Origin of the sequence: Erythrobacter sp. JK5 (genome assembly GCF_018205975.1) — a bacterium.
Lineage (GTDB): Bacteria > Pseudomonadota > Alphaproteobacteria > Sphingomonadales > Sphingomonadaceae > Erythrobacter.
On the sequence record NZ_CP073577.1, the window covers coordinates 3,048,719 to 3,061,844 of the forward strand.

11 protein-coding genes are annotated in these 13,126 nt (G+C 53.9%); 3 read left to right on the forward strand and 8 right to left on the reverse strand.

Annotation, left to right across the window (positions count from 1 at the left end; all coding sequences use genetic code 11):
- Positions 1-261: 261 nt before the first annotated feature.
- The 3 genes from KDC96_RS14880 (at position 262) to KDC96_RS16505 (ending at position 2,224) form a co-directional block, all read left to right on the forward strand.
- A complete protein-coding gene (locus KDC96_RS14880; protein WP_212449155.1) occupies positions 262-1,242 on the forward strand; it encodes a GSU2403 family nucleotidyltransferase fold protein in 981 nt (326 codons plus the stop codon).
- A 496-nt stretch (positions 1,243-1,738) separates the two neighbouring features.
- Complete coding sequence (locus KDC96_RS14885; protein ID WP_212449156.1) at positions 1,739-1,933, forward strand: type II toxin-antitoxin system RelE/ParE family toxin; 195 nt, start codon at positions 1,739-1,741, stop codon at positions 1,931-1,933.
- 114 nt (positions 1,934-2,047) lie between these two features.
- Positions 2,048-2,224 carry a plasmid maintenance system antidote protein gene (locus KDC96_RS16505; RefSeq protein ID WP_249171819.1) on the forward strand — a complete coding sequence of 59 codons (177 nt, stop codon included), beginning with the start codon at positions 2,048-2,050 and terminating at the stop codon, positions 2,222-2,224.
- Positions 2,225-3,820: 1,596 nt separating this feature from the next.
- On the opposite strand, the gene KDC96_RS14895 is transcribed toward KDC96_RS16505, so the two are convergent.
- From KDC96_RS14895 to KDC96_RS14930, 8 genes are all read right to left on the reverse strand, one after another.
- Positions 3,821-4,120, reverse strand: a complete 300-nt coding sequence (locus tag KDC96_RS14895) for a hypothetical protein (protein ID WP_212449157.1) — start codon at positions 4,118-4,120, stop codon at positions 3,821-3,823.
- Between the two features lie 98 nt (positions 4,121-4,218).
- Positions 4,219-4,557 carry a hypothetical protein gene (locus tag KDC96_RS14900; RefSeq protein ID WP_212449158.1) on the reverse strand — a complete coding sequence of 113 codons (339 nt, stop codon included), beginning with the start codon at positions 4,555-4,557 and terminating at the stop codon, positions 4,219-4,221.
- Positions 4,558-4,611: 54 nt separating this feature from the next.
- Positions 4,612-5,322 (reverse strand): DUF6624 domain-containing protein, encoded by a 711-nt coding sequence (locus KDC96_RS14905; protein WP_212449160.1) that lies wholly within the window; start codon positions 5,320-5,322, stop codon positions 4,612-4,614.
- Positions 5,323-5,556: 234 nt separating this feature from the next.
- Positions 5,557-6,741 (reverse strand): S41 family peptidase, encoded by a 1,185-nt coding sequence (locus KDC96_RS14910; RefSeq protein ID WP_212449162.1) that lies wholly within the window; start codon positions 6,739-6,741, stop codon positions 5,557-5,559.
- A 190-nt stretch (positions 6,742-6,931) separates the two neighbouring features.
- Positions 6,932-9,016 carry a M13 family metallopeptidase gene (locus KDC96_RS14915; protein WP_212449163.1) on the reverse strand — a complete coding sequence of 695 codons (2,085 nt, stop codon included), beginning with the start codon at positions 9,014-9,016 and terminating at the stop codon, positions 6,932-6,934.
- A 103-nt stretch (positions 9,017-9,119) separates the two neighbouring features.
- Positions 9,120-10,181, reverse strand: coding sequence for a helix-turn-helix transcriptional regulator (locus KDC96_RS14920; RefSeq protein WP_212449165.1), 1,062 nt, complete (start codon positions 10,179-10,181; stop codon positions 9,120-9,122).
- Positions 10,182-10,226: 45 nt separating this feature from the next.
- Positions 10,227-11,507, reverse strand: a complete 1,281-nt coding sequence (locus tag KDC96_RS14925; RefSeq protein WP_212449167.1) for a M23 family metallopeptidase — start codon at positions 11,505-11,507, stop codon at positions 10,227-10,229.
- Complete coding sequence (locus KDC96_RS14930; protein WP_212449169.1) at positions 11,504-12,961, reverse strand: serine hydrolase; 1,458 nt, start codon at positions 12,959-12,961, stop codon at positions 11,504-11,506. Before KDC96_RS14930 ends, KDC96_RS14925 begins: the two co-directional genes overlap by 4 nt.
- Positions 12,962-13,126 lie beyond the last annotated feature (165 nt).

The following is a 13,126-nucleotide window of genomic DNA, read 5'->3' on the forward strand; positions in this document are numbered from 1 at the left end:
ACAGTGCGGGACTGAAAGATTTTTTCCCGCTGATTTTCGCTCCGGGCCAATGCAGGACCGATTCTATGGTTCTGGTGCAGCGGAAGACCGGTTTTCGCGCGAATCGCAGCTTGATCCGATATGACAAGCAGACGCGCCTTCGCTTTGCACGTTGATGCGGACATGCAAAGAAAACGCGGAAATCTTTGCACGTTGCCCCGGTGCAAGCGCATTTATCCCGCGTTTATTGAAAATTGGAGAATTGTGGGATAAATCGCGGCGATGGCTGTGATCCAACCTTTCTCTGCCGAACAGGAACGCGCTCTCATCAACATGCGCCAGCGCTATGACGCGTGGATCGAGGCCGAGCGCGAACTCTATACGATGCCATACGACCTGAGGCGCAAGAAGGTCGGCGATTACGAGTACCTCTATGAGATATTCGATCGCAGTGGGAACGGGAAAAGTCTCGGTGCCTGGGACGATGATAAGCAATCCCAGCTTGAGGAATTTAAGGCTTCAAAGGCTGCTTTGAAGGAGCGTCGTGACGGAGCGCGGGATGCCCTTGGCGAGAGCAGCCGGATTGCCCGCGCGTTGCGCTTGCCGCTCCTTTCGGCGGACGCAGGCCCTATCCTTCGAGAGGCAGACAGGCGCTCGCTTCTCGGCAGCCATTTGCTTGTGGTTGGGACAAATGCGATGGCCGCCTACGCGCTAGAAGCTGCGGGCACTTTCCGCGACGTGCCGGACGAAACAGAGGACTTCGATCTCGCCTGGACGGCTGACGAACCGGAAGACGGAACGCAGCTTTGGGACATGCTAAAAGCGGTCGATCCGACATTCACGATTAATACCGAGCGGGAATTCCAAGCGCGCAACGCGAAGGCCTATGAAGTCGAATTGCTGGTCGCACCATCGCGTGTCGAAACGCTCGCCGGAAAGGATCGGCCACGACCCGTTCCGCTACCCGAACAGGAATGGCTCCTGCCGGGTCGACGGGTAGACCAGGTCGTCCCGTGCCGTGATGGCAGCCCGGCGCGCATCGTCGCACCTGACCCCCGCTGGTTCGCACTCCAAAAACTCTGGCTGGGTGCTCAGGCAAAGCGCAACCCACTTAAGCGGCGCAAGGACACGGTGCAGGGAGCGGCGCTACTCGAAGCGGTAGCCGAGGCGATGCCTCATTATTCATTGGGCCACGAGTTTGTAGAAAGCCTGCCCGATGAGCTGGTGCCCTATTGGGAAGAGTGGGCGAAGGCGCGCGGATAGCTCCTGCATCCAGTCACTCGGTTGGGGCTAAATGGCTGGTCTTTTCCGTAGATTTGCTGTAAAGACCGGGCATTGAAATCATTAGACTTTTTTGAGGGTGGGACCCAAATCCTCTGGTAAAAATGCAATCTGGGGGCACCGACGGGGGCCTCACTTAAGTAACCAAGGTCAAGTTTCTCGCAGTTTTGCGACATTCTGAGAGCGGTTCGAGTCCTCTTCTGGGCACCATCGATTTAACGTACTGAAATATAGTGAGAAAATGACAGTTTTTGGGGACTCGCATTGGTTCTCCAAGCTATTGTCTCGGCTCGTCTTGTCCGTTCTCTTTCAGTGCTTAATGAGCCCGAATGCTCGGATCTCGATTCGTCCCTGATTATCCCGGCCAGAAATTTTTGCGGGCCTTTTTTGTGGGGCTTTGGCGAAAACCACATTCAAAAGCCCGCAGGCGGAGCGCATGATGCCTCTTTGGCTATGAATATCAGGCAAGAGGTCTGGCATGCTCGCCTTCATCGCTGCAGCGGAAAGCATGGATGAGCTGTTTGTGCCTCCCAACTTCGGTCTCCATCAACTTGCAGGAGATCGAAAAGGCGCCTGGTCGATGACGGTAACGCGCAATTGGCGCCTAAGATTCAAATTTAATGAGGAAGGCGCGCTAACTGATACGGATATGGCGGATTATCATGGCGCTTAAGATCCACCCCTCACTTGCAGTCCATGTCGGCGACTGGCTGAAAAGCGAAATTGTGGAGCCTGCAGAGGTTAGCGTGACGGACTTGGCTGCGCACTTCGGTGTGTCCGACAGGCCTTGAGCACGCTGCGTAACGGCAATGCTAGTCTCTCTGCCGATATTGCAATTCGCTTCGAAAAAGCGTTCGGGGTCAAGGCCGATACCTTGCTGCGGATGCAGACGGCCTACCAACTGGCCGAGGCACGCGCGCATGACGACGACATAAAGGTCAGGAAGTTTGCAGAGGCGGCCTGATGGCAATCGGCCTTCGTAATTGCGTCACACGCAGGAAGCTAATGTGCTGACTTGTTTGCCGGGACACTTTCACATTCGGCGCAATTCGGTTCAAGTCAATCGCGCTGGCCAATTGAGTGGGAGATGACTTTGCGGGCCAATCGGAGTCTGAAAAGGCTACAATGGTTGAATGCTATTTGCTTGAATTTCGTCTGAAAAAGAGCGAGTGCTATTGGCCAAGGTTCACAGCCAGGCCCGCAATTTGACGGCATTGGTAGCGCCTAAACGCTTGAGCAGATAATCGCCGCTAGTGTCGCGTGACGCCAGGCGAGTAGCGGTTTGGCCGTGATTCTGACACTCTCTGCTTACACTCTTTTCCCACAGTTCGAGGCTTAGGCAGCACAACCAGCCTCATGCCGCATAAATGAGATTTGTGAGATTCTCGAAATGGAATTCCTTGCTCGTTGAGAATCTGATTTCCTGACGGGTCTCGTGCGAGGTGCAGCCGCCATCATGGCAGGTGTCGTACGTTATCGAGATGAGGTAATCTGTTGGTTTCAGACCGGCAACCTTCGCAGACATCTGAAGAGCCCCATCGTTTTGGCTCTGTCGGTTTGGCCCCGATTTCCTGAAGGAGAATAGGTTGGCCGCAACATTCACATTCTCAGAATGCACAACGGGCTCAAGGTCAACTGATCGGACCACGACGCTAGAAAAGTCATCCTCAACCGCGACCGCAAGAACCAGATTCTTGTGACGAGACCAAGAGCGTTCCTGATAGATCCCATATGATGTGACCTTCGGGGCCCCTCCTGAGGAGAAATACACCAATTTCACCCGGGCCTCAGATTCCGCAGGCACTAGGCTGTATTTATGTCGGAGCTCTAATGTCGGCCTAAGCAGAACCGCCAAGATCGCAATCACGCCCATCATTAGCGCTACGCGCCCAAATAGTCGCCAGCATATCTTGCCGTTATCTGCAGTCCATCTCATCCTATCGCAACATTCCTTGCGGAAGCCATAATCTCCCAGTCATATCATGAGTGGCTTCGCAAATGTCGTGGCAGGACGAATCGCAAATCACGGGCGCATTTGATCATCAGGCGTTCTGTTGGATCGTCGGGTTGGAAATGCAAGGTTGAGCTCTTGCTGGGCACCTTTTCCTTTTCCGATACTTTGTCGATATACCTGATGTTTAGGTCATGCAGGCGAGGCGTCCTCTCGTGGTCATCCATCGCAACCAAGCCTGAATCATTGTTGTTCACAATTATGATATCCAGACACTCGGAGCCGACTTCGAATGATATGACAAGAGTATGGGCTCGGGTTGCAAAGCTTGCTCGATAATGTCGTCCATTGAACGCAAGCGGCGCGAAACTGAAACCTAAGTCCGCTAGAAAAGGCTTGAAGCTGGTTTCAATGATCTGTTCGAACCGGTCAGCTCTCATGCGTGCGCGATCCAAGTGACAATCGGTTTGACTTCGTGCTTGTTTACAGCGCGCACTCCCAACGCCGCGAGCAGTCCGAATTGTGCTCCATGCGCGAGAAGGGTTGCCTGCGGGCTGACGGTCAGCGGACAATTCTTGCCAAGAGCTGGCTGAATCCGAGGAGCGATCATCACGCTAAATCCACCATGTCAAGTAACGACACGTCTTTCAAACGGCCCATTATGAGGCAAGAATCGCAGCCGAATGCGCCAATAATGATCAAATCGTCGCCATCGAGCTTTAGCGGTGCAAGGCCGTCAAATATCTCGCGCATGCTGGCGCTCGATTCAAAGATCAGAAATCCACTATCCTCATTCCATAACTGCCCTGACGCAAATTCCTCAATCAGGAGACGCTGTTGATCGTGCTTGGACTGGTTTTGCGCTTCGTAGCGCGAAAAAACCCAATAGGTGTCGGGAAACTTTTCCACCTCTGAGTCTGTCTTGCCTGTCCTTGTAGAGCGCAATTGCCAACAAAGAATGATGCAAAGAAGGACCAGAATTCCCAACCCAATTAGGTGATCGATCGTCAATTCATCTCGTTATCCCGCATCCACGGGACCTCCTTCTTCGCATCGGCGATTGCCTCGGCCAGGGTCAGGTACAACCCAGATTCCCCGCAAGGTTCCCATATCTCACCGACAATGAACTCATCACGGACAATCCTCTCCAGTTCGTAATGCACAAGGCCAGTTCGAGAAATGAAGATGATCCGGGATTCTCGATCAGGGCTATAGCGGGTTTCCAGCTCTCTTTCGCTCATATGGTGTGCCATTGTTGATGGACCCGATTTGCGCGTAAATAATGCCTGCAGCCCATCTCCGAGTTCTGAAAATAATGACAAATCGAAGTGATGGTTCGCACTCATCTGAATCTGTGGAAGCGATCGGCTGAGATCATCTTATCTGGCATTTTCAACGCCCTATTTCTCACGAGGCGGGAGGCCCAGCTCGGCACGGGCCGCATTCACCTTTTCGAGGTCCTCGACCGGTGTTGGTACGACTTCTCCGTCAACAAGTCGCTCAGTGACTCCGTAGGTTACGGGTTCACCGTGGGAAAAATTCATTTTGTCGACCATCGATGCATAGGCCATTGCTGGCATACGCCCTGCTAGCACTTCGGATTTGAATAGACAGTCAAGGCGGCGTTGCGTTTCGCGGCTGGGCGGATGTTGCAGGAACAGCAAGGCGTTGTCGTCGTCGGCGCCGATCCGCTCGCGCGATGGAAAGCCAAAGCGTTCGGTTATCCAAATTAGCAAGCCCCATGTCTGAGCATCATACGCGTTGGTTGCAAGCGCGTATTGCACGCGCAGTTCCTCAGTGTCTCGTTGCGAAACCTCTTCGTCATAGCGTCGCATCAGGGCAAACGCTTCTACAGGACCATCGGCGTCTGATAGTTCGTCACGGTACCGTGCAATATCTGCGGGATGAAAACTGCGTAGCTTGTACGCGGCACGAACATCGAAGTCGCCTTCTCGACGCTCTTTTAACATGGCGCGGATCCAAGCCGCCTCCCCAGCGCTGGGTTCATGGATCACCCGATCCGGCTCAATGCATTCCTGCGCAAATGCCACTTGTGGCACGATCGCCAAACTTCCAAAAGCTACCGTGGTATGTGAAAGAAATTTGATCATTGCACTCCCCATTATCATTTGCAGGCTTCAGATTGTCGAATGTTCGAGGGCGAGTTCTCGAACGCCCAAAAAACGCATTCCGGATCTTGGAGACAAGTTGCTCTAAAAATTGAAGCTTAGCGTACCCATTAATTGCACCTGTTTTGCGCTTGGGAGAGTTTGTCTGGTTTTGGGTGAGCAAACACACAAGTTAGACTCAAAGCTGCCGCAATCACCAATGTTTAATTAGTAAGTTCAGCAAGATCCTGGAACCTGATCGACATCGATCGGCCCGTCAGGAACAAACAACTCGCGTGGCAATCCCGAAAGGGTCATGAGCCGCTCGGTCGGCAGCTTCACGAAAAGATCCGTATCGCCCACCCGCAGGTCATCAACCGATCCATTCAACCCAGCCATCATCGTACCTCTCACCTCGGCTCCCATCGCCGCAAAGCCGATTGCAATTCCTTCTCCCATACTACCAGTCCAGCGGCCAACGAGAACGATGGGGAGCTCAGAGCGATACATGCCCGCGCGCGGCAACACCTGTTCGATCCATTGGCGCGATATACCTGTTTGGCGCTCTTCAACCGGTCGGTTATGGATCTGATAACCGCGCGGCTGAGTCACAAACCAACCCAAGATTCCTCTTGCAACCGTCGTGTTGCCGCCCGAGGGCGTATCGCGAAGATCGAGAATCAGGGTACTTTCATTCGAGAGGGCACGCATGGCCTGGTCGAAGGCGCTGATCGTGGCAAAATCGCCCAATCTGTTGTTGAATCGAACGACAGTGTATTCCTCATTGCTGCAAACATTGATCGGTGAGCCCGCTTCCAGTTTCTGATCGTACATCGAGTGAAGGACCAATTCGCGATCCTCTCCGGATAGGTCGCGGATCGTAATCCTTCGAGGACGGTCACGCCGCCCAGCGACCAGAACCCGGGCGGCATATTCTACCCGAGCAGGCGTTGTCGATAGACCGAGTTCCCCCCAGAATTCCGAAATCGCTCGATCGATCGGCTTTCTATCGACGGCGATAATGGTGTCCCCAGTGCTGATGCCGGCTGCCTCCGCAGGGCTGGCCTCGCGAACTGCATCGACCACATATCGGTCACCCTCCTTCACGATCCACAAATCTGCGTATGTCGGGACAACCGCCCAACTGTCGCTAAACGAGCTTCCGGTCATGGCATGGTGGTCCGCGAGCGACGCGATGCGCTTCTCGGCATATGCAAGAAGAGATCTTGTGTCGTGGACAGCGTCTCGCTCTTTACTCAGAACTTCCGATTGTGGGAGCCGCTCGTCGGGCAACTTGTCGAGATAGGCATAACCATTGGCAATCGTCGTATCGATGTCTCGCGCGGCCTCTGAGAACTCATTTTGAGGTGAAGTCGCTCCGAGGCATGCGGCGGCCACTAGAACAAGAAGAACCCTTTTCAATATTCATCCCCTGACGTTGACCAAGATTGAAGTGTGAAGAATCAGCTGCTTACATGCTCGGCTTTGTGCATGAATGCTGGCCGAAGCATATTGGTGCCCGCGCTACTCCAAGCAGCACCGGAGCCAAAACGAGCTCCTTGGAGAGAGGCTTTCTTCACCCTCCGCACCCTTCGGTGCGATTCACCAGCGACTACCAAAGCACTACCCGTTCTTCTGGAGACAAGTAGAGGCTCGAATCCTCGGAAATCTCAAAATGCCTGTACCAGGCCTCCATATTCCTCAGGACGCCGTTGACCCTGAATTCAGATGGCGGATGGGTTTCATGGTTTGCGATTTCCCTAAGGGCATCGTCGGTCGCGATTGTTCGGGTTTGTTGCGCTGTTGCCAGAAAAAAGCGCTGATAGCCGGTAAATCCATCAAGCACCGGCGGTCCATTCTGGTAATGGTCTTCCGCATACAGTTCATATGCGCGAAATGCGATCGACGTGCCTACGAGATCGCCGACAATCTCACCGATCATCTGATCTGCCTTGAGGCGGACCCCGGCAACTGGTTCGTATTTCTCAAATTGCTCAATCAGGGCATCGGTCTGCTGCTCATAAGCAGCCCGGGATCCGGGCGACCACCAATTTCTGAGCGCCCCGTTTCTGTCGAACTGCGACCCCTGGTCATCGAGGGCATGCCCAAATTCGTGTGCGATAGTCTCGCCTATGGCGCCGAAGTTAACGGCTGGGTCAGCGTTCGGATCAAAAAATGGGGGCAAGAGCGCACCGGCCGTTATGAAAATCTTGTTGTACTGCTGATGATAGCCCGCACCAATCCGGTGCGGGTACATGTTCCAATCCCCGAACCGGGAAATCGGCTTGCCAATCCGATCACGCTGCACTGCCCAGCGATAGTCACTCAAATTGGCATAGTTGCCAATCAGGTTATTGTGATCAGTGGCGAGATTGGACCAGTCTGTACCTTCTTTCGGTTCACCAATCTCCACAATGATCGCATCCAGTTTGGCGATCGCCTCTTCCCGGGTTGGAGCGTCCATCCATTCGGATTCACGCAGTCGCTCCCGAAACGCCTGGCGGACATAGGAAATGATTTCTTCGATCTTATCGCGATTGGCTTCTGGCAAATTCTCCTGAGCGTAAATCTTCCCGATATCTGCGCCCAAATGGCGCTGAACGAGCTGGACTGCACGATCCGTTCGCGGCAGGCGTTCTTCCACGCCAAAAAGGCTGCGCTGGAAGTAGTCGAACTCGGCCTCGGCATATGGCTCGGGCAGCATCGAGGCATGATTGTCGATCCAGTGGAACGCAAGATAGGACGCGAGCGCATCGACCGGCAACTGTTCAAAGAGTTCTGCACTCTCTTTGAGCGCGCCGACACCCAGGTTCACTTGCTCAAGATCTTCAAGACCTCGAGCGGCCAGAAAGTCGGACCACGGAAAACCTGGAGCGAGTGTCTCAAGGCTCCCAACAGGAACAAGATTGAAGCTCGCTCCGGCTTCGCGCAAGCGGGCAAAATCCCACATGATACCGGCGAATTTGGTCTCAAGCTGAAGTACGTCACGGGCCCGCTGTTCCGCCCGATCAACACCAGCCCGCTCCAGCGTGTCTGCAATGTATCGGACATAGCCCTCGCGATGCGCAGGGTAGGGTGCCAGTTCGCTTTCATAGTAGATTTGCCCCGGCAGACCGAGGCCGGTGGTCCGATACTGCGCTATCGTCAAGACATAGCCGCCCTGCATATCGATTGGCGGTTGAACAATGAGGTTGAAGATGGAGCTCGAACGTGGATTGGCCATCCAGGCTGCTATTTCCTCGTGGGTTTGCAGCTGCAGAATGGCTTGAACTTCGCGCTGCAATCCTGCCGCGCCTGAATTGTCGATCTGGTCCTTGTTCAGGTAGCTCAGGTAAAAATCCCCGATGCGGCGTTCAGCAGGCGTGCTTGCATTTTCTCCTGCGTTGGCCGCTCGTGTGATTAATGTGGTGACCTGGTTAATGATTTTGTCCTGCACGGCGTATGGTTCGCTGTAGAAGGAGTAGCCAGGCGGAAGCTCAGTTGAGTTCAGCCAGCCTTCGTTGACGTATTGATAAAAGTTGTCGCCGGGCGAAGTCGATGCGCTGAGCTGGTTTGTGGCCACGCCCCAAGCGCCAAATTCAGGATTTCGCAGCGCAGAAGCTTCAGAGTTTGCTACAGAAAAGAAACTCGAAAATGCGAGGCAAATGCAGGAGATGACAAGCACTCTCGATTTCCATGGGGCTGCCTCATTGGTCATTGTCCATCTCCGCTGCTTGAGCGAAAAAGGCTAACTAGCTCGACGACCCAAGTCTCCTCATTCTTGAAAAAGACTGCGCGATTCTGAAAACGAGCGGTGATTTCTAATCTTGCAAGACCTCTGCGAGGCATTTTTGGCGATATTCACTGGGCGGCACCCCTTCGGATATCCGAAACGCCCGGTTAAAGGAGGCCAGCGAGCCATAACCAACGTCCATCGCAATTTGCAGCACCTGTTTGCGAGCGCAATGCGGATTCGAGAGGTCTGCTTTTGCCGCAGCCAACCGATAGTGATTCAGAAAACTTGAGAAATTCCTGTAACCCAAGCCGCGATTGATCAATGCCCGTAACTGGTGCTCAGGAATATTCATTCTTTCCGCCAGCTGCGATATCGTGAGCCCCTGTTCGCGATATAAGTGCTCTTCATCCATGATCCCAAGAAGCCGGTCCCTTGCATGCTGGTCTCTAGGATCGAGTACTGTGGCGGGAATCTTGCCAGACTCAAATGCGTCGTGTCCAAAAGCCAGCATTCGCAAGTCGAGTTTCACAAACCAGATGAATCCCCAGATGGCCAAGGGCAGGCTTAATGCCACGCGGAACAGTGAGACTGCCTCAGGGTATTGTTGATGCAATTGCGACTGGACAAGAATTGCCGCACCCCCAGCAACCGCCAGCGCAAATGGGAACCAAAAGCGCGCTGCCCGACGGCGCGGCATTAGGTCATTCTTGATACCGGCCATGATGGACCAAAACAGATGCCCCATCAGGGCGATGGATGCCAGATCGAGCGCTGAGATCATGGTTTGCACAGGCAAGGCAAGCAGACCATGTAGTGCCAGCTGTACCAGCGCCATCCACGCCACATAGATGATGCCAAAGCTCGCTTTCGGCAGGTCAATCCGGAATTCGTCATCAAACAGCGCCAGAGCGAAAAGCCAAATCAGCACAAAGTTCGGCAATTCGATGATCCTGAAGCCAATCGCAATCGGCTCGGGAGGAGCCAGGGGCTCTGGCAGCGTAGCAAGCAAGAGGCCGAAAAGAGACACTGCAAGGCAACCGCCCAGAACAATTCTTATGTTCTTGGGAGAATGCCGAAATGCAATGATGGCAAATACCAGCAGGATAGCGACGGTCGAAAACCGCAAAAGTGCTTCAAAAAAAAGCATCTCAGAGCAATTGGCCTCTAAACACTGCGCACCCTGTCGGGCTTCCTAGTCTCCGCCAAAATACACAATGCCAGCCCCCTGCGGTAGCGCTTCAAGTCTCTCGATTGGGCTCAGGTTTAGGGGAAGCCTCTGTCCGTCAAAAAGCGCCTCCAATTCCTGCTCCGGATATTTCGCAATTTGTCGGAAGGTGGCGAAATGGTACGGCACCCCCTCCCCGGAAAGCGGAACGTTGGCCGGGGTCCTCGTTTCCAAGTGAAAATGCAAGTGGGGGCCATCTGAATTGCCCGAATTGCCCAGTCTTCCTATAATGTCGCCTCGCTTTACCGAATCCCCGACAGCAAGCCGAATTGAACCGGGTACGAGATGAGCGTAGACCGCATTGATACCGCCTATGTCGATCATCACGAAATTGCCGACCAGCGTATCCTGCGAAGGCTTCAATACCGCACCTTCTCCCTCAGGTATGTTCTCAGGCATATCGTTGCGCAACGCGACAACCTTACCATCGGCAACAGCAAGAAGTTCGGTGCCATAGCCGACGTAGCTCTGATTGCTGCCGTCTTCGCCTTGCCGAAAGGTGCCATCGTCTTCAACTCGCGCCCAATCGATTGCGTATCGTTGCGCATAACTGGGGCGACCTTCTGTGATGATCCTGGTGTCCCGGTGGCTGTCTGTTGAATAGAACCACGCTCCATTCCTGAAGGGAGGGCTCAAGACGAGATCGGTCATTGCTGGTACTTCCGTTCGTGCGGCTTCGATTGTCAGCTGCCGTGTCGAGCCGTCACGCAAGATCGCATTGAAGATCAGACGATGGAAGATCACCGATGGCAAGGCACTCTCCGCAATGTCAAAACGCAGGTTCGCAATTCCAAACCCATTCCCAGCCACCACGGTATTGCCGGTCGGCGGACGCATCCCATGGCGCAAGAAATGTTCGCCTAGGTAGTCCATGTCCCAGGTGGCGATGGGATCCGCCCGGAATCTCACATCAAAAGCTTCGATCCTGCGCAGTTCGAATGCGTTGGAGATGCCATTCGCGATCGTGATTTCGTACGACAGCTGAGCCCTGTCATTAACTCTGACCGGCACAGGCTTGGTCGGGATATGGGCTTCGATAACTTCCATCGGCATGGGTCCAATTGCCAGCCGGCCCTGAGGCGCCGTTTCCGAAGTCTCCAAGGCTGGCGGTTGCATTGCATGGCTAATGGGCGCCGAACAGAATATCGAAAAGGCGAATAGGGTCATGACGTTGCCAAATTGAGCCTTGAGCAGCTTTGGAATCAGGTTGCTGACAAAACGCAAGCAAGAAGGATCTTGGACGATCATGCCCCCCACTTTCTTTCTCCTTTTTCCGCTAACTTTGGCTTGAGCCATACCGCTATCCGGAGTGCAGCCAATAGGGCTGCAACGGCTGCACCCAGACTGATGAACAGTGCAATATCGGGAAGGAATTCAGCCAATGATGGCAAAGAGGATCCGAATGCAAGCGGCGCGCCATAGAGCAAGGCTGGCACCAGGACTGCGAGCAGGAATGCTGGTCCTAAGAGCGTTAGTGTGGTCGCCTTTAGCCGTCCGCCAAGCCACGCTCGCGCAAAGAGGATTAGCCAGGTTGCCAGCGCGAGCAGCAAGATAACCAGCCCCCAGAATATGGATTGATAGAGGGGCGGGGAACCAACTTCCCTAAGAGGTCGATCAAGCAATATGTCGACAATGCCAGCCTCGATACCGCGCGTATCGCCCGACAACAGGCCGATGCTGGAATTTGCCAGGATTGCAAAACCAATCCGCTTTTCGGGCACAAAGCCAATCAGGCTTGTCGCACCTGCGATCGATCCGTCATGATAAGCAAGCGTGGCGGCTCCGGAGTTATCGATAAACCAGCCCTTCGCATAGACGATGCCCGAGGTATCGCCTTGTGCAGCAAGCATATCTTCGCGCTGCGCGACCGAAAATATCTTGGGGTTGTCGCTGGTCAATTCGATCAGATATTTTCCCATGTCATCGCTGCTGGAAAAAGCCGCACCAGAAGCGACCAAGCCGCGGCCAAGGCGTCGATCATAATAGGTTGGCCAAGGACCCCAATATCTGAACCTTTCGGAAACGTCTTGAACCGGACTCTCAGGTGCAAGTACGAAACTGTCATTCATGTCGAGAGGCGCAAAGATCCCCTGCTTCGCTATCTCTTCAAACTGACTATCCCGAATTGTTTCAAGCACGAGCCCAAGAATGTCAAAATTGGCATTCGAATATTCAAATTTAGACCCGGGCGCTCGCTTCAGAGTAACTTCCCGCAATCGAGCTACGGAGATATGCAACGCATCGGGACGCCGGGCAGTGTCCTCTTGATGCAGATTTCCGACATATCCGGAAAAACCGCTCGTTTGATTGAGCAGATGCCGGATCGTGACTTTATCCGAAAGATCAACGTTCCGCGTTCGGAAATCGGGCAAGTAGTCTAGAACGCTATCGTCCAGCCGGATCAAGCCTTCGCTTGCTGCTTGCAGAATGAGTATAGCGGTCATCGTCTTGGACACCGACGCGAGCGGGAATACGGTAGACGTCGAAACAGGATCGCCTTTGCGATTCTTTACCCCGAACCCCCTGTTGTAAATTACCGCGCCATTTTCAACGATCACGACGGACATGCCCGGCAAAGCCGTGGACTCCATTCCGCTTTCGATCCAGCTTTCGATCCGCTGGATCTTTTCGCGCTCCAGGGGTTCATTTTGCGATGAAGCGATTGCATTGGATTGGGGAACCAGCATGAGCAATGCGGCCATTGATAGAAACAGCCCTATTCCACATGAACTGGAATTCAGGAGACTACTCCCCATCCGACAAGTGTAACCTCCGCGATGAAAACGTCGGCTACCAGTCAATTCGCCCTCCACTCGCCTGCAAACTATCCTCGGCCTATGGATTAATTGGCAGCGCTGAGCAACGCT

Excerpts from the sequence above, each read along its gene's own strand:
- KDC96_RS14930 (WP_212449169.1), bottom strand. The coding sequence starts at position 12,961 with ATGGCCGCATTGCTCATGCTGGTTCCCCAATCCAATGCAATCGCTTCA.
- KDC96_RS14905 (WP_212449160.1), bottom strand. The coding sequence starts at position 5,322 with ATGATCAAATTTCTTTCACATACCACGGTAGCTTTTGGAAGTTTGGCG.
- KDC96_RS14915 (WP_212449163.1), bottom strand. The coding sequence starts at position 9,016 with ATGACCAATGAGGCAGCCCCATGGAAATCGAGAGTGCTTGTCATCTCC.
- KDC96_RS14920 (WP_212449165.1), bottom strand. The coding sequence starts at position 10,181 with ATGCTTTTTTTTGAAGCACTTTTGCGGTTTTCGACCGTCGCTATCCTG.
- KDC96_RS14925 (WP_212449167.1), bottom strand. The coding sequence starts at position 11,507 with ATGATCGTCCAAGATCCTTCTTGCTTGCGTTTTGTCAGCAACCTGATT.
- KDC96_RS14880 (WP_212449155.1), top strand. The coding sequence starts at position 262 with ATGGCTGTGATCCAACCTTTCTCTGCCGAACAGGAACGCGCTCTCATC.
- KDC96_RS14885 (WP_212449156.1), top strand. The coding sequence starts at position 1,739 with ATGCTCGCCTTCATCGCTGCAGCGGAAAGCATGGATGAGCTGTTTGTG.
- KDC96_RS14900 (WP_212449158.1), bottom strand. The coding sequence starts at position 4,557 with ATGAGTGCGAACCATCACTTCGATTTGTCATTATTTTCAGAACTCGGA.